Genomic DNA, 26,384 nt, shown 5'->3' with positions numbered 1-26,384 from the left:
GTGCAAAGGCCGCGGCGGATTTTTTATTAGACAATCGGAGTAGATGCATTCCTTTTTAAAAGCACCTTTTGTTCATACTCTTTTATGTCATGGAGCCATGCCTCTTTTACCGGCACGCCCATTTGCTCACAGTAGGAATCCCAGATGGCCCCGAAAGGATATGTTTTGAATTCCTCCATCAGCGCCAGCCTTTCTGTAAAGCGGCCCTCTTCCTGCAATTGTTTTAAATAGCCGTTCGGGAGAAGTAAGGCATACAATATAGCTTTGACCATATTTCTCGTTCCGATGGTCCAGGCGGCAACACGGTTAATGCTGGCATCGAAAAAATCGAGGCCGATAGCGACCTTCTCAAGTGCCTGATTGCGTACAATTTCAAGCGCGATTTCTCTCAATTCATCATCTAAAACCACAACATGGTCGCTATCCCAGCGAACGGGACGGGACACGTGCAAGGCGAGTTTATCTGTGTAAAGCAGCATGGACGAGATCTTATTTGATACCGTTTCAGTCGGGTGGTAATGGCCTGTATCAAGTAAACAAAGCTTATGATTCGTCAAAGCATAAGCTAAATAAAACTCATGAGATCCGACAACATATGATTCGGAACCAAGTCCGAACAGCTTGCTCTCTAGTGAATCAAGATTGTGTTGTTCACTGATCTCCTCTGCGAAGATCCGATCCAGTGATTCTTTTAATCTTTTACGCGGTGTCAGCCTGTCACTCGGGATATCTTTATAGCCGTCGGGAATCCAAATATTCGTCAAGCAGGGTGTGCCTAATTCTTTCCCGAAGTATTCCCCGATACGGCGGCACGCGATGCAATGCCTGATCCAATATTCCCTGATGGTCGGATCGGGGTGTGAAAGGGTGAGTCCGTCTGCCGCTTTCTCATGCGAAAACAAGGTAGGATTAAAATCTAAACCAAGACCGAGATCTTTTGCCCATTTCACCCAGTTTTCAAAATGCTGCGGCTTCAATTCGTCCCGTTCAGTCGCTTCCCCGTTTGTTTCTGCATATATCGCATGCAGGTTCACGCGGTGCTTTCCAGGAATGAGAGAAAGAGCCTTCTCCAAATCTCTTCTTAATTCTTCAGGGGTTTGCGCTTTTCCGGGATAATTGCCTGTCACATCAATTCCGCCTGAAAGCTCTCCCTTATTTACTTCAAAGCCTTCAATGTCGTCACCCTGCCAGCAGTGGATTGAAATGGACACTTGCTCTAATTGCCGAAGCGCCTCTTCAACATCGATTCCCCATTTTTCATACGCCTGTTTTGCACTGTCATAATTGGCTTTTATGGTCATGCGTCTCTCTCCCTTTTTCAGTTTCTTAATCCAAATAAAAAACTTCCTTAAGATCTATCGAAACAGGACTGAAATCCGGATTGGTTTTCATTAATGGCGACATCGATTTCCACCATCTCTGGCAAACTTCAGTGTCCGCCATCTTTCTCCACTTCTCTTCATCCTCTATTTCTAAATAAGCAAAAAGCCTGCCTGTTTCTTCGTCTAAAAAAATGGAATAATGGTGGGCTCCATGAGCTTTGAGTGCTTCTGCCATTTCAGGCCAAATGTCAGCATGCCGCTGTTTGTATTCCTCGTACTTGTCTTGATGGACAAACATGATACTGGCTTTTCTTTTCACACCTAATCACCTCTTCACCCTTTAGATAGCGCTTTCAAAACAGTTTGCCGAAATGACTGAATGATCGTGCTTCTGTCAATGTCTTTAGGTGTAAACACTTTGATCGGAAAGGAATTTCTGACGGCTTGCCGGGCTTCTTTTATGTCTTTGACTTCTTTGGCAGCAATCATTTGCATTAGTATATTTCCGATGGCGGTTGCCTCTATGGGCCCTGCGTATACCGCTTTTCCGCTCATGTCTGCCGTTAATTGATTTAAGAAGTCATTCCGGGCTCCGCCGCCAATGATATGAAGCTGCTGAATCGAATTTCCTGTGATCGTTTCCAGCTCTTTGATGGCTATCGCATAGATGATGGCTAAATTGCTGTAGATGCAGCAGGCAAGTTCGCCTGCAGTGCGGGGAATCTTCTGGCGGGTTTCTCTGCAATAATGTTGTATTTCCTCTATCATGCTGTCTGGATTCAGGAAACGTTCATCATTTAAGTTTATAAACTGCAGGAATGGTTTTGTTTTTCGGGCTTCTTCTGCAAGCTGCTGGAAAGAGTAATCTGCTTGTAATTGCTGTCTTACTTCTTGTATCACCCACATGCCGATGATGTTTTTGAGAAAGCGAATGGTGTTGTTTGCGCCCCGTTCATTCGTATAGTTGTTTTTTAAAGCCAGATCAGTTAATATCGGCGTTTTGTTTTCAACCCCGATTAACGACCATGTTCCGCTGCTGATATACGCCCAGCTATCGTTTACACCTGGAGCCGCGATGACGGCCGAGGCAGTATCATGCGTTGCGACGGTTATCACCTTGCAAGCCGGCAGATCATAATCCGGGAACCAATCATTTCTCAGCATGCCGAGCTCACACCCCGGTTCAGTCAGCGGCGCAAATTGATGTTCCTGAACAGACACGGCTTCAAGCAATTCAGGGTCAAGCTTTCCAGTTGAGACGTTTAAAAGCTGTGTTGTGGATGCGTTTGTGATTTCCGTTACGGCTTTTCCGGTTAAACAATAGCCTAAATAATCAGGAACCATAATAATTTTGTCTGTTGTTTTCAGCAGCTCACGGTCTTCTTCATACAATTGATAAATCGTGTTAAAAGGCTGAAATTGTATTCCTGTTTTTTGATAGATTGTGTCTTTTGACAGGGTGTGTTCCAGTTTATCTATTGTGTGTTCTGTTCTTTTATCCCGGTAGGACATCACTTCCTGCAAACGATTGCCTTTGTCGTCCAGTAAGACATAATCAACTGCCCATGTATCAATACCGACGGTGCAGCGTTCATACCCAAGCGCTTTCACCTTTTGCAGTCCTTGCAGGATTTGTTTTAGCAAATGATCGATATCCCAAAAACAATGTCCGTCTCTTTGAATGAAGCCGTTAGCGAATCTGTGAATCTCTTGTACTTCAAGCTTTCCTTCCTTCAGTTCACCTACCATGACTCTCCCGCTTGATGCGCCTATATCAATGGCAGTATATATCATTCTTTCACCCTCTCTTCGGAAGGGGAACAGCTGTCACGTTCACCTTTTTGTCTTCAAGAGCTTTTACCGATACCGGATCAAGTCCGGAATCAGTTATAAGGAGGCTGATATCTTGCAGCGAGGCGATATGTGAAAACTCGCGGTTCCCCCATTTGCTTGAATCGGCCATCAAAATGGTCTGATCAGACCTTTCGATCATCCGTTTTTTGAGCAGTGCCTGCCACTCGTTTGAGTCGCTCATCCCGTTGTTTAAGTCAAATCCTTTACATGACAGAAAGGTTTTGTTGACATGGTAGGTATCAAGTGAACGCTCTGCTAACGGGCCGGCAAACGATAATGATTTTGCCAGCAAAATGCCGCCTGTTGAAATGACTGATATGTTTTCTTTATTGCTGAGTTCAATGGCTGCCTTCATTGAGTTTGTAATGACAGTGAGCTCAATATTAGGGAGTATTTTCGCCATGTACCAGGCGGTGGTGCTTGCATCGAGAATGATTCGGTCTCCGCTCTTTACATATTTGGCTGCTTCGTGAGCGATGGCTTTTTTTTCTATGACATTTGTGATTTCCCGTTCAGAAAAATGAACTTCTGATTCCTGCTGCTGAATACTGACCGCTCCTCCGTGGCTTCGGCTCAGTTTATGTTCTTTCTCAAGCTTCTCAAGATCGCGCCGAATGGTTTCTTCTGTGACAGAAAATATGTCACTTAATTCGGATACGCGGATGCTTGAACGCATATTCACTATTTCGACTATTTTTTGCTGCCGTTCTGCTACTAGCATCGGTAACGCCCTTCCTCATATCGTAATCCGTCTTGTTATTTTTATCATAGCATACTTCTAACGCGTGAAAGCAGCAGGGACGCCGCCGTCTACCGTGATCATGCAGCCCGTTGTTTTTTCGGCTTTAGAAGAAGCGAAAAATGCGATGGCTTCGGCAATATCCTGCGGGTAAATATTGACGAGCAACGCCGTGCGTTTCCGGTAATGTTCCTCAAGCTGATCTGGTTCAATCCCGTATGCTGCGGCCCGTTCCTCCCGCCAGCTTGATCCCCAGATAGCCGATCCTTGAAGAACCGCATCCGGCAAAACGGAGTTTACCCGAATGCCATATTCTCCTCCTTCAGCTGCGATGCACCTTGCCAAATGGGTTTCAAGCGCTTTTACAGAGCTGTAGGCAGATGCGTTTTTACCTGCATAAACTGAATTTTTTGATCCGACAAATACCATGCTTCCGCCTCTGTTTTGCTGTTTCATTTGTTTAAACGCTTCACGGGCCACAAGGAAATAGCCTGTTCCTAATACATTCATATTAAGATTCCATTCTTTTAGACTTGTTTCGTCAAATGGGCTTGATGTGGCCAGCCCGGCATTATTGACGACGATATCAATGCCGCCGTAAGCAAGCGCCGCTTGTTCAAAGGCTGACTGTACTTCTTCTTCCTTTGTCACATCCATTTTGACAGCCATTGCCCGTCCTTCTCCGTATGCATCGTTTATTTCCCCGGCAATTTTCTGTGCACCTTCTATATTTAGATCAGCTGCGATCACGTGCCCTCCTTCAGCTGCAAAGCGGCGGCATGCTGCACTGCCTATTCCGCCGGCTCCTCCTGTTATCAACGCTACTTTACGGGAAAATTCTGCTTCCGGCGGGGCCAGCGTGAGCTTGTATAATTCTAGCGGCCAATATTCGACATGGTAGGATTCATTTTCATTTAAAGAAACAAAGTGCCCAAGAGCTGTTGACCCTTTCATAACAGCGATGGCCCTCCGATATAAAGCGCCGCTTACTTTAGACATGGCGTAACTTTTTCCCGTATTCACCATTCCGATGCCAGGAATCAATATTACCCGCGGAGCTGATTCAAAGATTTGGTCCCCCTCCTGCTGATTGCGTGTAAAGTAAGCCTGATATTCTGATGTAAAACGTTCGACTCCTGACTTGATCAGATCCGCCAGCTTATGCACATCTTGAGTTTTCGGATTCCACTCAATGTACAGCGGAACCCGCTTTGTGTGAACAAGATGATCCGGACATGCCGCACCGATTTGCGAAAGCGCTGGCGCTTGGACACTGTTGACAAATTCTAAGACGTCATCATGATCATCATAGGAAAGGATCATTTTCTTTTCTTCACTGACAGCTCCTCTGATCACAGGCATGATGGCTGCTAAGATTTGTTTTCTTTGATCTTCCGGCAGCGGCTGATATCTTTTGCCTCCGAATATCTCATGTTGATTGATACGATCGTTAATATACTGCTCAGCTTCTTGAATGATGGATATCGTTTTTTCATAACATGTTTCAGACGTCTCACCCCAAGTGACTAATCCGTGTTTCTCCATTAACACAAGCTCTGCGTTGGGATTGTTCGCTACGCCTTCAGCGATCATTTTAGATAAAGTAAATCCAGGGCGTACGTATGGCACCCATACAAACCGGTTTCCGTAAATGTCTTCAGCGATTTGTTTTCCATTATCAGCGCAGCAAATGCTGATAATCGCATCGGGGTGGGTATGGTCAACGTGATTGTATGGCAGAAAAGCGTGGAGCAGCGTTTCAATTGAAGGGCGAGGATGCTTGCTGTCAATCATACAATGAGACAAGTAGTCTACCATTTCTTCATCTGACATGTGGTCCCTTTCGATCAACGGGCGGATGTCATCTAATCTCAAACCGGTAAAGTTATGCGCTCTCATTGTTGCCAGATCAGAACCGCTTCCTTTCACCCACATGACTTCTGTTTCACGGCCTCTGAAATCCTTTTCCGTTGTTTTCATAGACGTATTCCCGCCGCCCCAGTTGCAGACAGTGCGATCTGACCCGATCAGATTGGACCTGTACACCAATTCCTCTACGCCTTTTTGCAGCTGTGCAGCATGATCTGAATCCCATACATGTTTCACCATATTTGATATTCCTCCGTCCCCTTTTTATTTGTATCCGTTTTCATTATATATGATCTTTGTTTGTTTTTGAATTCTTTTTGTTTATTTTTGTTTTAATAAAAAAAGAAAGCGGCAGGATATGCCGCTTTCTCTTTCCATTATGATTCAATTTTAAATTTCTTCGTGATGTCCTGAAGTTCTTCCGCCATGTTTGCCAACGTTTCAGCTGAAGAGCTGATTTCTTCCATAGACGCAAGCTGTTCTTCCGCCGAAGCTGCGATGTCTTGAATGCCTGCAGAGCTTTCTTTCGCCACTGCAGAAATGTCTTCAACCGCACTTGACACTTCTTGTGATCCGTCTGACAGCTGTTCCACCGTCGCGTTCAGGTTTTGCAATTCGCCGGAAATTTGAGTTGTCATCTCATAGATTTGTTTAAAGCTTTCCGCTGTTTGGTCAGTAATCTGCAAGCCTTCCTTCACTTCATGATTCACGGATTGGAACATCGCAAGTGAAGTGCTGATTTCTCTGACAATCTCTTGAATTAACCCTTCAATTTCCTTAGCTGAGTCTGCTGATTGTACGGCAAGTTTTCGAACCTCTTCCGCTACTACTGAGAAGCCTCTTCCGTATTCTCCCGCTCTTGCCGCCTCAATCGCAGCATTTAATGCCAGCAGGTTGGTTTGATCAGCAATACCGTTAATCACATTTAAGATGCTTGTGATGTCTTGCGATTTTGTTTCTAGACCTTTCACAACCGCTTCCGCTTTTTGAACGGATTGGTCGATTGTTTTCATTTGGCCGACTGTGTGTTCAACCAGTTTTTCTCCGCTACCCGCTGCCTCAGAGGACTGGATCGATGATTTCGTAATTGTTGAAGAGGCTTGAGCCACTTTTGAAATCCCGTGGTTCATTTGAGAAAGATGGTTTGAGCTTGTTTCCAGTTTCTCGCTTTGCGCCTCATTGCCATCTGAGAACTGTTCGATGGCGAGTGTAATGTGTTCAGTTGCTTTGCTCGTTTGGGCTGCGCTTGCCGTCAGCTCTTCAGAAGATGATGCCACGTTTTCTACAGACGTTTGAATGACACCAATAACAGAACGCAATGACTCAGACATTTCGTTAAAGCTTTCGCCAAGCTGGCCGAACTCGTTTTTCGAGTGAATGTCAATGACTTCTGTGAGATCCCCGCTGCTGATTTTCGCGGATGTAGAAACCAGTTTTCTTAACGGCTTGGTGATGGCCCGGATAATAAAGAGAATGAGTATGCCGCCGATCACAATTGACACGCATAGAATGATAACCGCTGTGTTCAGTACCGGACTTGAAGCATCTTGCAATTCACTGACAAAGTATGTGCCCGCGATTTTCCAGCCTGTCAGTTTATTAGTCGTGAAGGCCATTTTCTTTTCTTTGCCTTCGAAGATATATTCAAATGAGCCGTCTTCTTTGGAATATACTTGGTTTGTCCAGTTGCCTGATCCTGTTGTCCCAGGCTTAATCGTCGGATGGGCGATATATTTTTTGTTGCCTGTTGTAATAAATGCAAAGCCATTTTTGCCGATTTTGATTCTCTGTGAAGCAGTAAGCACTTCATCCAGATTTAAATCAAGTGCTATGACTCCTGAGCCGTCTTTTATTTGTTTTGAAATTGTGACAACCATATCCCCTGTTGCTTCATCAGTATACGGTTCTGAGAAAACAGCCTGTCCTTTTTTCGCAACGGCTTGTTTGTACCAGTCACGTCCTGTCGGATCGAAGCCTTTAGGGACACCGCTATCCGGATATTTGTAAAGCTTCTTACTTTCGGAAGCCGCATAGATTGCTCCTACATCGTCGTTTAGTGTCGTGTACTGCTTAAGTTTCTCTTTCAGTAAGGTTTTGTTTTTGCCTTGTAATATGTCTTTATCGATTGTCTCACTATAATAATCTATTGCTTTCACTTTATCTTCCAGTTTATTTTGCAGCGTACTGTTGAGCTCTTCAACATTTCCCTTCGCACTGTTTATCAGCTCTCTGTCTAACGCGTTCCAAGCTGATTGATAACTGAAATATGCTAAAACCCCAACCGGCAAAATAAGCACTGCCAGAAATGCAGCGATAAGCGGTTTGCTGATCGATGGCTGTTTGATCCATTTTATGAATTTTCCCATTCTTGCTGACTCCTCCTTTAAGCTAAATCTAATATCGTCAAACTAGGATAAAAGGTTTAATAAAAAAACTAAAAAAAACACCCAAGCGTACAGGCTTGGGTGTTTGGGCTCATTATTCGATTTTAAATCGTTTGGTCATGTCGCGAAGCTCTTCCGCCATAGACGAAAGGGTTTCTGCTGACGAGCTGATTTCTTCCATGGAAGCAAGCTGCTCTTCAGCTGATGCGGCGATATCTTGGATATGAGCTGAGCTTTCTTTTGAAATCGATGCTATGTGCTCGGATGCTCCCGAAACTTCCTCAGAGCTCGCAGAAAGCTGCTGAACCGTCGCACTCATATTTTGCAGTTCGCCGGCGATTTGGTTCGTCATTTCAGAAATGCGTTTAAAGCTCATTTCTGTTTTATCTGTGATGTCAAGGCCTGTCTGCACCTCTTGATTGACAGACTGGAACATGCCGAGAGATGTATTGATTTCCTTCACAATTTCGATGATTAATCCTTCAATCTCTTTTGCTGAATCTGCTGATTGAACTGCCAGCTTTCTCACTTCTTCCGCTACAACGGAGAAGCCGCGGCCGTACTCGCCTGCGCGCGCCGCTTCAATCGCTGCGTTTAGGGCAAGCAGGTTTGTCTGATCTGCGATACCGTTAATTACACGCAAAATATTGGTGATATCTTTCGATTTCGTTTCCAATCCGCGTACGACTTGTTCTGCTTCTTTAACGGACCTGTCAATGACGTTCATTTGGCCGACGGTTTGATGAACAAGCTTGCCGCCTTCACTTGCAATTTCTGTCGATTGAACAGATGAATCTGTAATTACTTCAGAAGCTTGAGCCATATTCGTCAATCCGTCATTCATTTGATAAATGTGCTCTGCTGCGGTTTCAATGTTTTCGTTTTGTTTTTCATTGCCGTTAGAAAATTGTTCAATCGCCAATGTAATGTGCTCTGTTGCCTTGCTCGTTTGCGCGGCTGATGCGGTCAGCTCCTCAGAGGAAGCCGCAACATTGTCTACCGAATCCTGGATGGCGTGTATGAGAGAACGAAGTGACGACGCCATATTGTTGAAGCTTTTGCCGAGTTCGCCCAATTCATCTTTTGAACGGATATCAATGGTTTCCGTCAAGTCTCCCTCGCTGATCCGCTTAGAGGAACCGACGAGCTGTTTCAGCGGCGTTGTAATCGACCGAATGATCAATGTCATAACGATAATCCCTATAATAATAGCTGCTGCCAAGACAATCAAAGCAATGTGAAGGACAGGCTGGGCTGCCTCATGAATTTCATCTAAATACATGGTCCCGCCGATTTTCCATCCCGTTAACTTATTTGTGTCAAAGGCCATTTTTTTCTTATCGCCGTCCATCGTGTATTGAAAATCGCCTTTATCCGCATTTAGCACCTTGTCGAGCCAGTCGCCCTTCAATTCAGTTCCTGAGGTTTCATTAGGATGGGCGACAACCTTTTTGTCCTTCGTCATGATAAATGCGTAGCCTTGTTTACCGATATTGACTTTTTTAGTTGTTTTCAGCAGATTTTCAATCGTCATGTTGATTGCGATAACGCCTGAACCATCTTTTGTCTGTTGGGCGATTGTCACAACCATTGTATTTGTAGAAGCGGTTTTATAAGGGTCAGTCACAACAACTTTTCCTTTATTCGCAACCGCTTTTTTGTACCAGTCGCGTTCAACCGGATTATAGCCGCTCGGCATCGGAAGATCCGGGTAACGGGTGAAGCGCCCGTTTTTGTCACTTGTATAAATGGATTCTACATCTTTATTAATGCTGATATATTGTGAGAATTTCTCTTTAATGCTTGCATTGCTTTTTGCTTTATATCTCTCTTTTGTCAGCCATTCGCTGAAGTAAGCGGCGCTGTTTTCTTTTTCACCGATGCTGGTGTTAATAATTTCGTTTAATTGCTGTACATTTTCCAATGCGCTCCCCATCATCTGTCTGTCGAGTGAGCTGCTTGCCGATTGATAAGCAATGGCTGCCAATATGACAACCGGTATGATGAGGATCGACAGAAAGGAAACGAGAAGTTTCCGTGTAATTGATCTTTGTTTTATGAGTTGGAGTATTTTTTTCATCATTCATTTCTCCTTTTTTATGCTACCCTTCATATCGGCAGGAAATGGGTAAATATATACAGTAAAAAAGAAGAAATTTAACAAAAGTAACTAATTCCCCATAAATAGATAGTTATTTAGTCCTATTATCTATCCACCTTAAATCGTTTTGTCAGATCACGGAGCTCTTCAGACATTCTTTCAAGCGTATGTGCAGATGAACTGATCTCCTCCATGGATGCCAGCTGTTCCTCAGCAGAAGCGGCGATATCTTGGATGCCGTCCGAGCTTTCTTTAGAAATGGCCGTGATATCATTTGAAGCAGCGGAAATTTCTTGAGCTCCCGCTGACAGTTCCTCAACCGTCGCATTCATGTTTTGCAGTTCGGAAGCAATTTGATTGGTCATGTGCGATATATGTTTGAAGCTTTGTTTTGTTTCATCCGTCATGACAAGCCCTGTTTCAACTTCTTTGTTTACGAACCTTCTTTCAATCATTCACAAATTATATCAGCGGACCTTCCTTTATATTACATTGAAAATGAAAGTGAAAATGAAAAACAGTTCTAAAATCACCGAATGCACTAGGTCTTTGTTATGAATTCCTTATAAAAAAACAGCGCCTTGATAAGCGCTGTTTTTCTGCTTTTATTCAATTTTAAATTGCTTTGTCAGATCACGAAGCTCTTCTGCCATCTGTGCAAGGGTGGTCGCTGATGAACTGATTTCTTCCATTGAGGCAAGCTGCTCCTCGGCTGAGGCAGCAATGTCTTGAATGCTTGCCGAGCTTTCTTTCGACACATCGGCAATGCCGCTGACTGCTGCTGAAACATGCTGTGAACGGTCTGACAGCTGTTCGACTGTTGAATTCATCGTTTGCAATTTGCCTGCGATTTCGTTTGTCATGCTGAAAATGCTCTGGAAGCTTTCTTTTGTATTGTCTGTGACAACAAGTCCAGACTGTACTTCCTGATTCACTGCTTTAAACATATGAAGAGAGGTTTCGATTTCTGCTACGATTTCTTGGATCAGCTTTTCGATTTCTTTTGCTGAATCAGCAGATTGAACAGCCAGTTTGCGCACTTCCTCCGCTACGACAGAGAAGCCGCGGCCTGATTCTCCGGCACGCGCCGCTTCAATGGCTGCGTTTAATGCCAGCAGATTTGTTTGGTCAGCGATGCCGTTAATGACTCTCAAAATGCTTGTGATGTCTTTTGATTTTCCTTCTAAGCCTTTGACTACAGCTTCAGCCTGCTGAACTGATTGATTAATTGAGTTCATCTGTCCGACTGTCTGCTGGACAAACTTTTCACCCGTTTCGGCGATTTCTGTTGATTGGATAGACGCCTTTGTAATATCTGATGATGTTTGTGAGACTTGCTGGAGCCCTTCATTCATTAAATTCAGCTGATGAGAGCTGGAATCAACCTTTTCGCTTTGCTCCTCGTTTCCGTTTGAGAACTGCTCAATCGCCATCGTGATATGCTCGGTGGCTTTACTTGTCTGTCCGGCAGATGCGGTAAGCTGTTCGGACGATGCGGCCACATTGTTCACCGAGTCCTGGATAGTGCCGATCAGTGAGCGCAGAGATTGTGCCATTCCATTGAAGCTTTCCCCTAGCTCTCCAAGCTCATCCTTCGAACGGATTTCGATCGTTTCTGTCAGATCTCCGCTGCTGATTGTTTTCGATGATTGAACGAGACGTTTTAACGGTTTTGTAATCGAACGAACGATAAACAGAATTAAAAGCCCGCCTGCCGCGATGGAGGCGATCAGCACGATCATGCCTGTTATCAAAACAGACTTTGAGGCATCCTTGATTTCACTCATATACATTGTGCCGGCAATTTTCCACCCAGTCAGTTCATTTGTTGTATAGGTCATTTTTTTATCTTCGTTACCCAGAGTGTACTGAAGGTCACCGCTGTCATTGGCATACATTTTGGCAACCCATTCTCCTGACAGCTTTTCTCCAGCCTTATGGTCCTGGTGGGCAACATAGGTTTTGTTTTTCGTTGCAATGAAAACATAGCCTTCTTTTCCGACCTTGATTTGTTTCATCTGTTCTAACAATTTATCAATGGTAATATCCATGGCGACAACGCCAGATCCATCCTTCAGCTGCTGGGCAATAGTAATGACCATGCTTCCGTCATTCGCTGCCACGTAAGGATCTGTCACTACAATTTCACCGCCGGCCTTCATCGCATCTTGATACCAAGGGCGCTGTCTCGGATCGTATCCATCCGGCAATTGTTCTTTCGGTGCTTGTACATAATTGCCGTTTTCTGCGCCTCCATAAATTCTGGCTACTCCTTGATTAATCGAGACATATTGTGAAAACTTAGCCTTGAGCTCTTCTTGATTAGACTTTCCTTTGAACGCGGAGTTTTTAAGAGATTCACTGAAAAAGGTAACTGCTTTCGCTTTTGCTCCCAGATCATTTGTAACGGTTGTATTAAATGTATCTACACTGTTTTTCGCATTTCCCATAATTTCCTGATCCAGCTTTCCGCTGGCGCTTCGGTAAGAACTAAATTCCAATATAAGAATAGGGATAATGAGAATTGCAATAAATGAGACGATTAATTTCCTTGAAATAGACGGTTTCTTCAGCCAGTTGATAAAAGTCTTCATGTCCAGTTTCTCCTTCGAGTTTGATACAGTATATATCGGCTGCTTAAAAAAGTTTTAAAATAAAAAATGGAAGAAGTTCTTTTTCGCCTGCCTTCTGTTTTTTTAAACTTTCATTGCCCAAGCCCTTTGCATATCTTATAAAAAACAAGGGGGGCTAAAGATGATTATTGTATCCGGACAATTGCTCCGTCCCCAAGATATTGAAAACTGGAAGATTGATAAGAATTTGAATCCGCTGTTAAAAGAGATGATTGAGACGCCCGTTCAGTTTGATTATCATTCAATTGCTGAACTGATGTTTGAGCTGAACCTGCGGATGAATATCGTTGCAGCAGCAAAAACGCTGCACAAAAGCGGAGCCAAGTTTGCCACTTTTTTGAAAACATATGGGAATACAAAGTATTGGAGGGTTTCACCGGAAGGCGCGTTGGAACTGAAATATAGAATGCCGCCTTCAAAAGCCATTCGGGATATTGCAGAAAACGGCCCGTTTTATGCGTTTGAATGTGCGACCGCAATTGTTGTTATTTATTATCTGGCCTTGATTGATACAATCGGGGAAAAAAAATTTGATGCCAACTTTGACAGAATTATTTTATATGACTGGCATTATGAGAAATTGCCGATATATACGGAAACAGGACATCACTTTTTCCTCGGAGATTGTTTGTATTTTAAGAATCCTGAATTCGATCCGCAAAAAGCGCAGTGGAGAGGCGAAAATGTGATTTTACTGGGAGAAGATAAATATTTTGCACATGGCCTTGGAATCTTAAGCGGACAGCAAATTATCGATAAGCTGAATTCTTTTAGAAGAAAGGGAGCCGTACAACCAGCCTACCTTATGTCTCAGGCGACCAGATTGGATGTTCCGTCTCTTTACCGCATCGTCCGCTAAAAGCCCCATCGCCTATTTCCGGGACGATGGGGTTTCAAATGCTTTTCGTTTTCGATAAAAAGGGGCTGTGCCAAAATACTGGTTCGCAGCCCATTCCATTTTTTCGAGGTCATTTCTTGTCACGATTGGATCTAAGCTGCTCCATTTAATAAAACGGACAAAATAGTACCCTTTGATAGGAGCCATTGTAACTTTTGAGTGAGGCCAGCCTTCAAATACAAACTCAATTTTCCCTCTTTTTTTATAAGAATATTGAAGAATGTTCATCATCTGTCACCTCTGTTTATCAAGTTACGTTCGGCAAAGCTCGGCTAACAGCGTTTTCACATCAGCGGGCCCGTTAAGCATTCCGACAGATTGCCCGGCCCACAGAGACATGTACCCGGAATCTTTTTCACTGGCTGCGTGCTTTCTCATCGGCTTTGTTAACGTGTTTTGCAATGGATAAGGAAGCGCGTTTGCCTCCTCAGTTTGCTGCTCTTTCATCCATTGATTGACTATACCCCTTGCAGGCTTACCTGAAAACAATGAGGTGAGGCGCGTGTCTGTCCCCCGCGCTTTTTTTAATTCGCGGCTGTACGTTTCAGATACTTCGCATTCCTCACACATGAGAAACGGCGTCCCAACCTGTACGCCTTGGGCTCCGAGACAATGAGCGGCTTGGACGCCGCGCCGGTCGGCAATTCCGCCTGCAGCGATTACTGGAACGGAAACGGCGTCTGCCGCCTGGGGAATCAGCGACATGAGGCCCAGAGCGGATTCCCCGCTGACAGGCAGAAAGGAACCGCGGTGGCCTCCTGCTTCGCTTCCTTGCAGTACGATGATGTCCATTCCGCGTTCTTCAAGCAGGACAGCTTCCTGCGGAGTCGTAGCTGTCCCGATGAGAGAGCAGCCATTTTTCTTTAACGCTTGAATGCTTTCGTCCGGCGGAATGCCAAACGTAAATGAACAGGCTTTTACATTGTGTTTGAGAATGATGTTTATTTTTTCATGGAAGTCCTTCCATTCTTCTTCCTCTGAAGAGAATGGAGAAGCCTGTTCGGCAAACGGAATTCTGTTTTTCCAAGTTTTAATCATGTCCTCATCCGGTTCTTTTCTGCTTTCCGGAACAAACACATTCACCTGAAATACTCGATCAGTCAGCTGCTGCATTTCAATGATTTGCTTTTCGAGCATGTCGGGACTGAGATATCCTGACGCCAAGCTGCCGAGCGCGCCTTCATTCGACACAGCGGCTGCCAGTCCGGGCGTGACAAGCCCGCCGGCCATTGGCGCTTGGATGACAGGTTTTGTCAGCGATAATGCTTTCATCCATTCTGTCATGAAACCCCTCCTGTTACCCTATGATTTTGATATAACATGTCCGTGTACGCGGCCCGTCAAATTCGCAGAAATAAATGCCCTGCCACGTTCCAAGAATGAGTCGGCCGTTGTCAATAATGACATGCTGTGAAGCTCCGACCGTACTCGACTTCATGTGTGCAGCTGTATTGCCCTCCATATGGCGATCCAGCTCGTGTTCCCATGGATAGACCTCATCAAACCTTCTGAGCATATCTTTTTTGACATCGGGATCGGCATTTTCATTAATTGTAATGCCGGCAGTCGTATGAGGACAATAAATCAGCGCCGCGCCGCTCGTTACACCTGTTTCTTGAAGAAACGCCTCCACCTCGCGGGTGATCTCAATCATTTCATCTCGTTTGGTCGTTTTGATTTGCAATGTTTTCAGCATTTGTTTCTCCTTTCATTTGTCCGCTCTATTTGCTAATTCGTTCCGTGTTCTTTTTTTCCTGTTAAACCGCTCACATAAACTTGATAAAAACAAAAAACTCCAGTCTTTGGCTGGAGTTTAGCGCCATACATATATTCTTGCTTCATACGGCTTTAACAGTACTGATGTTATGTGCTTGTGCGGCTCTGTTTCCACATTTGACAATATGAGTGCGTCTGATGACAATGGCAATCCGGGGCGCTTGAAAAAAGCCGGCGTTCCTGTCAGATTGGCTGCAATCAGTGCAGTATGGCTCTCGTTTTTCCGAAGATATGCAAAGATTTGCTGATCTTCCGGTAAAATGAGCTCGTATGTTCCATTGATAAAAACATCGTATGTTTGACGCAGTTTGATCAAGCTTTTGTAAAAGTGGTATACGGATGATTTGTCGTTTTTTTGCGTCTCGGCATTCAGCCATTTGTAATTCTCATTGATTCCGATCCACGGTTTTGCATCAGAAAATCCGGCGTATGGATCAGCAGTCCATTGCATCGGCGTTCGTGAATTGTCCCTTCCCTTTTTCCAGACAATTTTCATCACGTCCTCGTGTGAAGCGCCTTTCGCTGTCTCTATATCATACAGGCGTTTCATGGCGACATCATCATAGTCCTCAATAGATGGAAATGCCACGTTTGTCATGCCGAGTTCCTGCCCCTGATAAATAAACGGTGTGCCTTTCATGAGAAAATAGACAGAAGCAAGCGCTTTTGCACTTTCTTTCAGGTACACTCCGTCGTCTCCCCACACAGAAACTGAACGGGGCTGGTCGTGATTTTCCATAAACAGAGCATTCCAGCCGATCCCTTCAAGACTGTCCTGCCACTCTGTTAGAATTCGTTTGAAGGAAACGATATCAATGCTTTCATTGATCTCTACATCCCACAGGCCGAGATGCTCAAATTGAAAAATCATGCTGAAGATGCCGTTTTTTTCACCAGCCCATTCAGCCGCTTCCTTTGCAGCGACACCGTTTGCCTCTCCGACTGTCATAATCGGATAGCGGGAAAATGTATTTACCTTTAGCTCTGTTAGCAAATCCATAATGCCGTCAGCATTCATATGATAAGGAAAGGAAGGAACGCAGTCCAGCCCTTTGGGATTCGGCATATCTGGAAGCCCCTCTTTTTTCTTAATATGCGTAATGGCATCCACCCGAAATCCGTCAATTCCTTTTTCAAGCCACCAATTGATCATGTCGTAAACGGCATTTCTCACTTTTTCATTTTCCCAATTCAAATCAGGCTGTTTTTTATCAAAAAGGTGAAGATAATACTGGCTTGTCTTTTGATCATACTGCCATGCCGGCCCGCCGAAAATACTTTCCCAATTGTTTGGCGCTTTTCCGTTTTTGCCGTCCTTCCAAATATACCAGTCGCGCTTTTCCGAGTGTATGGATGAACGGGATTCAATGAACCACGGGTGTTCGTCGCTTGTATGGTTCACGACAAGATCCATAATCAGCTTCATGCCCAGCTCATGAATGTCACCAAGCAGCTGGTCGAAATCAGCCATGGTGCCGAAATCGCTTAATATGTTTTTGTAATCCCTGATATCATAGCCGTTATCCGCATTGGGCGAATCGTACAAAGGGCAAATCCAGATGACGTCAGCGCCTAGCTCTTTTATGTAGTGAAGCTTGGATCTGATTCCTTGAATATCCCCGATCCCGTCGCCATTTGAATCTTTAAAACTGCGGGGGTAAATTTGGTAGACAACCGCTTCCTTCCACCAAGCCTTTTTCATACAGCCACTCCCTCCTAAGTGTCCCGGTCTATATATCTTATGTAGAAAAAAGGCTTTACAGCATTGCTTTTTCCGAAAACCGCCGATGTCATAAAAAAACAGCCGCTCAATCTTCGGCTGCTTTTTATAAAAAGTCAGTTTTTTTAATTTCTATAAAACGGATGTGATGATCTTCGGCGTCGAGGATTTTAAACTCACAACCCTCCGCGTGTATCACATCTCCTGCTTTCAGCTCCATTTTTTGCGTCAGAAGCCAGCCTGCAATCGTATCAATTTCTTCATTATCAATGGCAATGTCGAGCAGATCGTTTACTTCGTCTATTAGCGCTTTTCCATCCATTACATAATGATGCTCGCCTTTTTTCAAAATGTGCGGCGTTTCATCCTGATCATATTCATCGCGAATTTCCCCGACGATTTCCTCGATAATATCCTCGACAGTGACAAGACCCGCCGTTCCCCCGTATTCATCTACGAGAATCGCCATGTGAATCCGCTCCTTCTGCATGCGGATCAAAAGCTGCTGAACAGGGATGCTTTCAATGACTCTGATGACGGGCCTCATAATCTGCTTCAGCTTGATCGGCTGTCCGAGAAAATAAGCTTTAAACATATCTTTGCTGTTGATGATCCCTAAAATATGATCCTTGTCTTCTTTAATGACAGGGTAACGTGTATACCGTTCATTAATGATGTGATGGATCGCTTCTTCAAGCGACTGCTCTAGAGAGATAACCGCAATTTCTGTCCGCGGAATCATAATCTCTCTCGCTACCCGGTTGTCGAATTCAAAAATCTTATTCACATAGCGGAATTCAGACTGATTGATTTCTCCCTTTTCATAGCTTTCTGAAAGGATCAGCCTCAGTTCCTCCTCGCTGATGACAACCTCATGCTCCTTCACTGAATGAAAGCCAAACAATTTCACAAGAAAACTTGCAGAGCCGTTCAACGCTTTAATAAATGGATACGTGATTTTATAAAACCAGATTAGCGGCTTTGCAATCCATAAACTGACAGCTTCAGCCTTTTGAATGGAAACCGTTTTCGGGGCAAGCTCACCCATCACCACATGCAAAAAAGTGACGATGATAAATGCAACGATAAATGTGACAATGTGGTTAAACGGTTCCGGCATGCCTGTCATTGTAAATAAGGGATGAAGAATGCGTTCAAATGTCGGTTCACCAAGCCATCCAAGGCCGAGGGCAGTAATCGTAATCCCGAGCTGGCAGGCTGATAAATACTCGTCAAGGTTGGAGATGATTTTATGTGCGGCAAGCGCCCGGCTGTCACCGCTTTCGATGAGCTGGTTAATTTTTGAACCTCTGATTTTGACGATCGCAAATTCCGCTGCAACGAAAAGAGCCGTAATGCCAATCAAAACAAAAATGGCGATCAGTTGTAAAATAAGCAAAAAAAGCCCTTACCATAAATGGTAAGGGGCCACCTCCTTAACGTTAATTCTCATTACGACCGTTTAAGAAGATCATCACAAAGCGAAGAAGCTCAAACAGGGAAACCAGGGCGGCGGCCACATACGTTAAGGCGGCGGCGCTCAGCACTTTATTTACCCCATTCTCTTCATTGTTCCGGATGAATCCTTCTGACACAATAATTTGCTTCGCGCGTGAACTTGCATTGAATTCGACAGGCAATGTAATCAGCTGGAAAAAGACAGCGGCTGAAAACAAAATGATGCCAAGCCCGATCAGATTCAGGCTGCCGAGAAGCATGCCTCCTAAGAAAAGCAAAGGAGCTACACCGGATGCAAAATTCACGACTGGGAAGATTTTATGTCTCAACACAAGCGCACCATATGACTCCTGATGCTGCAAGGCATGTCCGACTTCATGGGAAGCTACGGATATGGCGGAAATTGAGCGGCCGTAATAGACCGGCTCAGATAAACGCACCACCCGTCTTGTCGGGTCGTAATGGTCTGTTAAAGTGCCTCTTACCGGTTCGACCGGCACGTCGTAAAGACCGTTTATATCTAAAATCCGTCTTGCCGTTTCTGCCCCTGTACGTCCGCTTGAGGCTTCCACTTTTGAATATTTTTCAAAGTTGCTCTTTACTTTAAATTGTGCCCAAAACGACAATCCCAATGCGGCTATTGTTAAAAATATAAACAGCATTTTTCATCATCCTTTTTCCATGATCATTTCTCTATTACGATTATTTTAATGAGTTTTCTTTTCCGTGTACAGAAATGCGCTTCTTCCTCCGGCTCGGAGCACACAATCCGATCAGCAGAAAGAACAGACCTGCTGAAAACAAATAAAAGGAAAAGCCGCCGACCAGCTCTTTCAGAAAATGAAGCCAGGAGAAGCTGCCAGAAAAGTGATTATATGAATTCAAATCGAAAATAAACAAAATCACCGCGGATGCCGCCAGCTGCGTACCGATCAAAACCACGATCGTTCTTTGCAAGATCGTCATCTTTTTCATCCTTTTTGTTTTAGTTTATGGAGAAATCCATTTTTATATGTTTTGTTCATTTTTTGAAAAACATCATCGGAAGTGGGACATACTGTTAGAAAAAAGCACGGGTGTGATGGAAGCCATGAAAGTGACGAGTGAGGAAAAGGAACAGCTGAGCACAGCAATCGACCGAATGAATGAAGGGCTGGATGCATTTATCCAGCTTTATAATGAATCGGAAATCGATGAGCCGCTTATTCAGCTTGAAGATGATACAGCCGATTTAATGAAGCAGGCACGAGATATGTACGGCCAGGAAAAGCTAAACGAGAAATTAAATACAATTATTAAACAGATTTTATCCATCTCATTATCTGAAGAAGGAGAAAAAGAATGAAATCAAATCGGATATTTATTTCATGGCTCAGGTGGCCGTTATTTATCCGAATCGGGGTTATTATTTTATTTCTGATTCTTTTATTCGGCCAAATCATTTATGTACTTGAGCCGAAGCAGTTCACTTCGGTATTTGAAGGCATTTGGTGGGCTGTCGTTACCGTTTCGACAGTCGGCTATGGAGACTATGTGCCGCACACGCCGCTTGGACAGGCAGCCGGAATACTGCTGATTTTGAGCGGAGCAAGCTTTGTCACCGCATATTTCGCCACGTTATCTGCAGCCGCAATCAGCAGACAGCACCGCTACATCGAAGGAAAAGTCGCTTACAAAGGGCGGGGCCACATCATTATGATCGGGTGGAATGAAAAATCAAACCGGCTGCTGAAGGAGCTGCAGCTTACGGCCCCTTCCAAGACGGTTGTGCTGATCGATGAATCTTTAAAAGAAGGCCCGCTTATCGAAAACGTTCATTTCATACGCGGGCACGCTGCCGATGATGAGACACTGAAAAGGGCCAATGTTGCTGAAGCGGAGTCAGTGATGGTGACAGCTGATCAGTATAAAAGTGAAGCTGAAGCAGATATGCTGTCAGTGCTGATTCTTTTATCTGTTAAAGGGCTTAACCCCCTTGCATACTGTATCGTCGAGATTTTGACTGACCGGTTTGTCACCAATGCGGAGCGGGCAGGCGCTAATCAAATCATCGGAACTTCAGAATTTATCAGCCGGGCAATGCTGCAGCATTATCAAGTCAAATTACGGCCGTCTAAGCAGAACGGAATTAAGCTGACACTTGATCAACATGTGAAGCTTCTTTCTGTTCCTGACGATCTAAAGGGAGCTGCTTACAAAACGTGCGTCCTCCATTTCCTTGATCACAACACGACAATTATCGGCATACAAAAAGAGGAAGGGCCGATGATTTCCCCTCCTCTTACATATAAAGTGCTCGAAACAGACCAATTTCTTGCGATCTAATGCAGCAGAACATCCTCCAATTCTTTCACAAGGGAAGCGCCGATATCCAAATACGCCGGATCAATTTCCGCGTCGCGCCTTTCCGGCTCGGAAAATTGATTAAACAGTGATTGGAATGGCCCTCCCTCGGCATAATCGTCAAGATCCGCCTGAAACACCTGCCTCAGCATAAATGGCGTTCCGATCCGAACAGCCGCCCCGCGTTCATCGAGACTGCCCTGTACCGCATTGACGGGAATCCTTAAAAACAAATAGCCGTCTCTATCATCAATTTTATAATCAAAGTAGCCGTGATCGTATTCCCAGCCGCCGTTTATCACATAACCGAGCGGCTTCATTACTTGTTCCAGTTCTTGAAGCAGAAAAGACTGCCCATCTATCGCGGAAGGTATTGGTATCATCAAAATGCCCCTTTTTCACTTATCCTGTCCCGCAGAACAAGACTTCATTCAGAGGCGGACTACATGGAAATCGTTGTTTCTTTCGTGCGGCCAACAAAAAAGAAAGCGCATTCAATTAAAAAGTAAACAGCCATTGCCGCTGCAAGCCCTGCAGCAGATTCCCATGAAACATAAACAACTGCGGCATAGAGTCCTAATTTAGTGAAAAGAGTATGAGATCGTTTTAAATGCATCATCCGGTGTACCGCATCGGTAAAAAGCGCAAGCGGCAAACCAATGAGAAGAAAGGCGTGGATGAAAAAGTGTGATAGCGTGCCGCCGAAGCTTGAAGAAAACTCTGTATACACGGCATCAAAGGAGATTAGAATGCTTAGAACAGCTGCAGAAAAAACGGCAATGATGAGATGTTTAACCATTTGTTTCATGAACATCAGCACCTTTCTGATTTTATAAAAAGCCGACCGGCAAATGCCAGTCAGCTTTCTCACATTAATCTTCCAGACGTTTTTCAAGCTCTGCTTTTTTCTCTTCAAAGCCAGGTTTGCCGAGCAACGCAAACATATTGACTTTATACGCCTCTACTCCAGGCTGGTCAAATGGATTGACGCCAAGGAGATAACCGCTCATCGCGCAGGCTTTTTCGAAGAAATATACAAGGTATCCAAAAGTATATGCATTCAGCTCAGGAATGTTGACGATTAAGTTCGGAACATTTCCGTCTGTATGGGCAAGCATCGTGCCTTGGAACGCTTTCTTGTTAACGAAATCAATCGTTTTTCCGGCTAAATAGTTTAAGCCGTCAAGATCGTTATCCGCTTCTTCGATTGTCAGTTCATGTTTCGGTTTCTCTACGTTCAGCACCGTTTCGAATAAATCTCTGCGGCCTTCTTGTACATACTGGCCTAATGAATGAAGGTCTGTTGAATAGTTAGCTGAAGAAGGATAAATGCCCTTCTCATCTTTCCCTTCACTTTCTCCGAACAGCTGCTTCCACCATTCCGCAAAGTATTGAAGCGCCGGTTCGTAGTTGATGAGCATTTCGATTGTTTTGCCTTTATTATAAAGCACATTGCGAACAACCGCATATTGGTATGCAGGGTTTTCTTCCAATTCAGAAGTCGCAAAATCTTTGCTCGCATCCAGTGCGCCTTTCATCATGTCGTCAATGTTGACGCCGCTGACAGCAATCGGCAAGAGGCCTACAGCTGTTAATACAGAATAACGGCCGCCGACGTCATCAGGAATGACAAATGATTCAAAGCCTTCTTCGTTAGAAAGCGTTTTTAATGCGCCGCGCTCTTTATCAGTTGTCGCGTAAATCCGGGCTTTCGCTTCTTCTTTGCCGTATTTCTCCTCAAGAAGCTTACGGAAAATACGGAAAGCGATTGCAGGTTCAGTTGTTGTGCCTGATTTAGAAATCACATTAATAGAGAAGTCAACATCTTCAAGAAGATCCATGACATCTCTCATATAAGATGAACTGATGTTGTTTCCGATGAAAATAACTTGCGGATTGCCGCGTTTTGCCTTTGGCAATGTATTATAAAACGCGTGATTAAGCGCTTCGATCGCAGCCCGCGCACCGAGATAAGAACCGCCGATGCCGACAACAAGCAATACATCAGAGTCAGATTTGATTTTTTCGGCGCTTTTTTTGATGCGCGCGAATTCTTCTTTATCATAATGTTCAGGGAGGTCCACCCAGCCTAGAAAATCGCTGCCAGCGCCTGTTTTTTCATGAATATTATGGTGTGCTGTTTTTACAAAGTCCCGCAGGTATGTAAGTTCATGTTCGTTGAAGAAAGTCAACGCTTTTGAGTAGTCAAAGCGTACATGCGTCATTGCTTGTCCCTCCATAACGGTATAATGTTTTCATCTTTCACTTTATATGAACTTATCTGTGAAATCAAGTCAAGAAGAAAGGGCGGAATGACTGGATTCCGCCCTTTGGGATTATAGAGACGCGCGAAGGATGGCAAGTACGTCATCTTTGTTCAGTTTTTGGAAGTTGCCGAAGCCGCCGTGTTCCATTTCTTTGGCTGCGATATCAGCAATCAGCTCAAGCTTATCTTCTCCGATATTGTAATCGGCAAGTCGGGAAGGCGCGCCGAGGCTTGTCCAGAATGCAGACAGCTTGTCGATTCCTTCAAGTGCGATTTCTTTATCTGTTTTGCCTTCAGTATCAATGTCAAACATGTTGAGCATGAGGTTTTTGAAGCGGCCGACATTTGTATCAAGCGTGTATCTCATCCAGTTCGGGAACAGAATCGCGAGTCCGCCGGCATGCGGAATATCATACACAGCTGAAACAGCGTGTTCCATTGTATGAGAAGCCCAGTCGCCGAAGTAGCCCATTTGGAGCGTGCCGTTTAAAGCGATAGTGCCTGCATACAGGATTGTTTCACGAAGCTCGTAATTTTCCAGATCTTCAAGAAGCTTAGGAGCTGTTTCGATAACCGTCTGCAGAACCGCAAAGCACATTCTGTCTTGAAGCGGCGTGTTTTCGACATTATGGAAGTATTGCTCAAATACGTGGCTCATCATGTCAACCATGCCGTATACTGTTTGATTTTCTGGGACAGTGAACGTATTTACAGGATCTAAAATGGAGAAACGCGGATGAGTCACATTGCTGCCCCATACATATTTCTCGTTTGTTTCCCAGTTTGTAATCACGGAATCAGGGTTCATTTCAGAGCCTGTCGCAGCAAGGGTTAAAACAGTGCCGAACGGGAGCGCATCCTCTGCTGTTACTTTTTTGCTGAAAATATCCCAAGCGTCGCCGTCGTATTTGACGCCGGCAGCAATCGCTTTTGTGCAGTCAATGACACTGCCTCCGCCGACCGCAAGCAGAAAATCAATGTGATGCTCTCTGCATAGGTCTATGCCTTTTTCCACTGTCGCAAGACGCGGGTTCGGTTCTACACCTGACAGCTCATGAACCACAGCGCCTTCTTCTTTTAAAATGCCTGTGACTTGATCATAGAGGCCGTTGCGTTTAATGCTTCCGCCGCCGTAAACAAGCAGCACATTCTTGCCGTATTGCTTTAATTCTTTTCTTAATTGTTCAATCTGGCCTTTTCCGAAGATCAGCTTCGTCGGATTATAATAAGTGAAATTTTCCATTGTAAAACCTCCAAATAATGCTGGTAAAAAAAACAGATTTTCCATTGTAACACAAGTTAACAAAAAGAAAAAGGGAAGCAGCCGAACGGCTGTTTCCCCTTTTTTTATAGAGATGCTTTCAAAATGGCAAGCACATCTTCTTTGTTGAGTGATTTAAACTGGCCGAATGTACCGTTAGCCATAGCCTTGTCTGCAATTGTGTCAAGCTGCTCATCATTAATATCGTAATCAGCAAGACGGTTCGGTGCGCCAAGGCTTGTCCAGAATGCAGACAGCTTATCGATACCTTCAAGTGCAATTTCTTCATCTGTTTTACCTGCTTCTTCAACATCAAACACGCGAACTGCAAGCTGTTTCATGCGGGCAGGGTTTTCAGATAATGTGTGTCTCATCCAGTTCGGGAACAGAATCGCCAGTCCGCCGGCATGCGGAATGTCATAAACGGCTGATACTGCATGTTCAATATTATGAGTTGCCCAATCCCCTCTTGCACCCATAGAAAGCATGCCGTTTAATGCGATTGTTCCTGTATATAGGATCGTCTCACGCAATTCGTAATTTTCGAGATCATTGATCAGCTTAGGCGCTGTTTCAATGACTGTACGCAGAAGTGATTCACACATACGGTCCTGATACGGCGTATTTGATACATGATGGAAGTATTGTTCAAATACGTGGCTCATCATGTCAACCATACCGTAGATCGTGTGATTTTTAGGAACGGTGAATGTATTCACCGGATCAAGAATCGAGAATTTAGGGAATACGAGCGGGCTGCCCCAGCCGTATTTTTCTTTTGTTTCCCAGTTTGTAATCACCGAGCCTGAGTTCATTTCAGAACCAGTCGCAGCGAGAGTCAATACGGTTCCGAATGGCAGAGCATCCTTCGGCTGATGTTTTTTTGTGACGATATCCCACGCATCACCATCATACTTCGCTCCTGCGGCAATCGCTTTTGTACAGTCGATTACACTTCCGCCGCCGACAGCCAGCAAGAAATCAATGTTGTGTTCTTTACAGATGGCAACACCTTTATTAACAGTCGACACACGCGGATTCGGTTCAACGCCTGCTAATTCCTGCACGGTCACTCCGGCTTTATCCAGCTGTTCAATCACTTGATCATACAGGCCGCTGCGTTTAATGCTTCCGCCTCCGTAGACAAGCAATACGTTTTTCCCGTAAGGTTTGAGTTCCTCCGGTAGTCTTTCCACTTCCCCACGCCCGAAAATTAATTTGGTCGGATTCCAGTATGTAAAGTTTTGCATGACATCTCCTCCTTAGATTTTTTATTATGCAGAATGTCCTTACTACATGTAAAGCAATCAGCTCTCACCGGGTTGCATATCGCTTGGTTTTATATGGCAGGATGCTGGGAAAGAAACTGATATAGGTAAGGGAAGGCTGAATTCCCTCAATATGGAGAATGCATGTATAGATTCTCCAATATGTCACAATCTATAACTGTTTTAATAATTCATGGAGGAGGTTGCAGAACATGAGTACCATTCAGAGAATTTGTCTTGTTTTAACCATCATTGGCGCTATTAACTGGGGACTGATCGGATTTTTCCAATTTGACTTAGTAGCGGCCATCTTCGGCGGCCAAGGTTCAGCCCTTTCCCGCATCATTTACGGACTTGTCGGAATCGCCGGTTTAATCAACCTCGGTCTGCTGTTTAAGCCAAACGAGGAAAGATCACGTGAAGAGGCAGCAAATCCTGAAATGCGATAGGATAAAAAAGCACCGAACATTCCTGGGGACTGACCCCATAAGA

At 44.4% G+C, this 26,384-nt stretch carries 24 protein-coding genes and 3 pseudogenes; 4 read left to right on the top strand and 23 right to left on the bottom strand.

The window, feature by feature from the left end; genetic code table 11:
• Positions 1-26: 26 nt before the first annotated feature.
• From rhaA to mcpB, 10 genes and pseudogenes are all read right to left on the bottom strand, one after another.
• On the bottom strand, positions 27-1,301 hold the full coding sequence (gene rhaA, locus BSI_RS00420) for an L-rhamnose isomerase (RefSeq protein ID WP_003242235.1): 1,275 nt from the start codon (positions 1,299-1,301) through the stop codon (positions 27-29).
• 25 nt (positions 1,302-1,326) lie between these two features.
• Positions 1,327-1,641 (bottom strand): L-rhamnose mutarotase, encoded by a 315-nt coding sequence (gene rhaM, locus BSI_RS00425; RefSeq protein ID WP_003242233.1) that lies wholly within the window; start codon positions 1,639-1,641, stop codon positions 1,327-1,329.
• 14 nt (positions 1,642-1,655) lie between these two features.
• A complete protein-coding gene (rhaB, locus tag BSI_RS00430; protein ID WP_003242230.1) occupies positions 1,656-3,116 on the bottom strand; it encodes a rhamnulokinase in 1,461 nt (486 codons plus the stop codon).
• A 4-nt stretch (positions 3,117-3,120) separates the two neighbouring features.
• Entirely contained in the window at positions 3,121-3,897 is a 777-nt protein-coding gene (gene rhaR, locus BSI_RS00435) for a rhamnose catabolism operon transcriptional regulator RhaR (protein WP_003242228.1), read from the bottom strand.
• Positions 3,898-3,954: 57 nt separating this feature from the next.
• Positions 3,955-6,024 carry a bifunctional rhamnulose-1-phosphate aldolase/short-chain dehydrogenase gene (locus tag BSI_RS00440; protein ID WP_003242226.1) on the bottom strand — a complete coding sequence of 690 codons (2,070 nt, stop codon included), beginning with the start codon at positions 6,022-6,024 and terminating at the stop codon, positions 3,955-3,957.
• A 137-nt stretch (positions 6,025-6,161) separates the two neighbouring features.
• Positions 6,162-8,150 (bottom strand): methyl-accepting chemotaxis protein, encoded by a 1,989-nt coding sequence (locus BSI_RS00445; RefSeq protein WP_003242224.1) that lies wholly within the window; start codon positions 8,148-8,150, stop codon positions 6,162-6,164.
• A 112-nt stretch (positions 8,151-8,262) separates the two neighbouring features.
• On the bottom strand, positions 8,263-9,213 hold the full coding sequence (locus tag BSI_RS23400) for a methyl-accepting chemotaxis protein (protein WP_373695041.1): 951 nt from the start codon (positions 9,211-9,213) through the stop codon (positions 8,263-8,265).
• Positions 9,208-10,248: pseudogene (gene mcpA / locus BSI_RS23395) on the bottom strand (methyl-accepting chemotaxis protein); the annotation flags it as partial. The gene BSI_RS23400 and the pseudogene mcpA, both read right to left, overlap by 6 nt.
• A 125-nt stretch (positions 10,249-10,373) precedes the next feature.
• Positions 10,374-10,706 (bottom strand): annotated as a pseudogene (locus BSI_RS00455) (methyl-accepting chemotaxis protein); the annotation flags it as partial.
• Positions 10,707-10,874: 168 nt separating this feature from the next.
• Positions 10,875-12,863 carry a methyl-accepting chemotaxis protein McpB gene (gene mcpB / locus BSI_RS00460; protein WP_003242215.1) on the bottom strand — a complete coding sequence of 663 codons (1,989 nt, stop codon included), beginning with the start codon at positions 12,861-12,863 and terminating at the stop codon, positions 10,875-10,877.
• Between the two features lie 160 nt (positions 12,864-13,023).
• On the opposite strand from mcpB, the gene BSI_RS00465 reads away from it, so the two are divergent.
• Positions 13,024-13,761, top strand: coding sequence for a protein-glutamine gamma-glutamyltransferase (locus BSI_RS00465; protein WP_003242213.1), 738 nt, complete (start codon positions 13,024-13,026; stop codon positions 13,759-13,761).
• 12 nt (positions 13,762-13,773) lie between these two features.
• Here BSI_RS00465 and BSI_RS00470 read toward each other — a convergent pair whose 3' ends face one another.
• From BSI_RS00470 to BSI_RS00500, 8 genes and pseudogenes are all read right to left on the bottom strand, one after another.
• Positions 13,774-14,028 (bottom strand): protein YuzH, encoded by a 255-nt coding sequence (locus BSI_RS00470; protein ID WP_003242211.1) that lies wholly within the window; start codon positions 14,026-14,028, stop codon positions 13,774-13,776.
• 24 nt (positions 14,029-14,052) lie between these two features.
• Complete coding sequence (locus BSI_RS00475; RefSeq protein WP_003242209.1) at positions 14,053-15,084, bottom strand: nitronate monooxygenase; 1,032 nt, start codon at positions 15,082-15,084, stop codon at positions 14,053-14,055.
• Positions 15,085-15,097: 13 nt separating this feature from the next.
• Positions 15,098-15,496, bottom strand: coding sequence for a secondary thiamine-phosphate synthase enzyme YjbQ (locus BSI_RS00480; protein ID WP_003242206.1), 399 nt, complete (start codon positions 15,494-15,496; stop codon positions 15,098-15,100).
• A pseudogene (locus BSI_RS23350) lies at positions 15,456-15,570 on the bottom strand (hypothetical protein). The gene BSI_RS00480 and the pseudogene BSI_RS23350 overlap by 41 nt, the downstream one beginning before the upstream one ends.
• 43 nt (positions 15,571-15,613) lie before the next feature.
• On the bottom strand, positions 15,614-17,278 hold the full coding sequence (locus BSI_RS00485) for a glycoside hydrolase family 13 protein (RefSeq protein WP_003242202.1): 1,665 nt from the start codon (positions 17,276-17,278) through the stop codon (positions 15,614-15,616).
• A 124-nt stretch (positions 17,279-17,402) separates the two neighbouring features.
• Positions 17,403-18,695 carry a hemolysin family protein gene (locus BSI_RS00490; RefSeq protein WP_003242200.1) on the bottom strand — a complete coding sequence of 431 codons (1,293 nt, stop codon included), beginning with the start codon at positions 18,693-18,695 and terminating at the stop codon, positions 17,403-17,405.
• Between the two features lie 43 nt (positions 18,696-18,738).
• A complete protein-coding gene (locus tag BSI_RS00495; RefSeq protein ID WP_003242198.1) occupies positions 18,739-19,416 on the bottom strand; it encodes a zinc metallopeptidase in 678 nt (225 codons plus the stop codon).
• A 40-nt stretch (positions 19,417-19,456) separates the two neighbouring features.
• Positions 19,457-19,720, bottom strand: coding sequence for a YuzI family membrane protein (locus BSI_RS00500; RefSeq protein ID WP_003242196.1), 264 nt, complete (start codon positions 19,718-19,720; stop codon positions 19,457-19,459).
• A gap of 46 nt (positions 19,721-19,766) precedes the next feature.
• Here BSI_RS00500 and mstX point away from each other — a divergent pair, with 46 nt between their 5' ends.
• Both mstX and kbfO read left to right on the top strand, forming a co-directional pair.
• Positions 19,767-20,099 carry a biofilm formation protein MstX gene (gene mstX / locus BSI_RS00505; RefSeq protein WP_003242195.1) on the top strand — a complete coding sequence of 111 codons (333 nt, stop codon included), beginning with the start codon at positions 19,767-19,769 and terminating at the stop codon, positions 20,097-20,099.
• Positions 20,096-21,079, top strand: a complete 984-nt coding sequence (gene kbfO / locus BSI_RS00510; protein WP_003242193.1) for a potassium channel protein KbfO — start codon at positions 20,096-20,098, stop codon at positions 21,077-21,079. Before mstX ends, kbfO begins: the two co-directional genes overlap by 4 nt.
• On the opposite strand, the gene BSI_RS00515 is transcribed toward kbfO, so the two are convergent.
• The 5 genes from BSI_RS00515 to BSI_RS00535 form a co-directional block, all read right to left on the bottom strand.
• Positions 21,076-21,480, bottom strand: coding sequence for a YugN-like family protein (locus BSI_RS00515; RefSeq protein WP_003242191.1), 405 nt, complete (start codon positions 21,478-21,480; stop codon positions 21,076-21,078). The genes kbfO and BSI_RS00515 overlap by 4 nt on opposite strands.
• A gap of 59 nt (positions 21,481-21,539) precedes the next feature.
• Positions 21,540-21,911 (bottom strand): hypothetical protein, encoded by a 372-nt coding sequence (locus BSI_RS00520; RefSeq protein ID WP_080030921.1) that lies wholly within the window; start codon positions 21,909-21,911, stop codon positions 21,540-21,542.
• A gap of 58 nt (positions 21,912-21,969) precedes the next feature.
• Positions 21,970-23,322, bottom strand: a complete 1,353-nt coding sequence (locus BSI_RS00525; protein ID WP_003242188.1) for a glucose-6-phosphate isomerase — start codon at positions 23,320-23,322, stop codon at positions 21,970-21,972.
• Positions 23,323-23,433: 111 nt separating this feature from the next.
• Positions 23,434-24,606 (bottom strand): iron-containing alcohol dehydrogenase, encoded by a 1,173-nt coding sequence (locus tag BSI_RS00530; protein ID WP_003242187.1) that lies wholly within the window; start codon positions 24,604-24,606, stop codon positions 23,434-23,436.
• Between the two features lie 104 nt (positions 24,607-24,710).
• Complete coding sequence (locus BSI_RS00535; RefSeq protein WP_003242185.1) at positions 24,711-25,874, bottom strand: iron-containing alcohol dehydrogenase; 1,164 nt, start codon at positions 25,872-25,874, stop codon at positions 24,711-24,713.
• A 230-nt stretch (positions 25,875-26,104) separates the two neighbouring features.
• On the opposite strand from BSI_RS00535, the gene BSI_RS00540 reads away from it, so the two are divergent.
• Positions 26,105-26,341, top strand: coding sequence for a DUF378 domain-containing protein (locus BSI_RS00540; protein ID WP_003220771.1), 237 nt, complete (start codon positions 26,105-26,107; stop codon positions 26,339-26,341).
• Positions 26,342-26,384: the final 43 nt, after the last annotated feature.

It is taken from the genome of Bacillus inaquosorum KCTC 13429 (assembly GCF_000332645.1).
GTDB lineage: Bacteria > Bacillota > Bacilli > Bacillales > Bacillaceae > Bacillus > Bacillus inaquosorum.
Note: the sequence above shows the minus strand (reverse complement) of the source record. Positions and strands in the feature narration are given on the sequence as shown.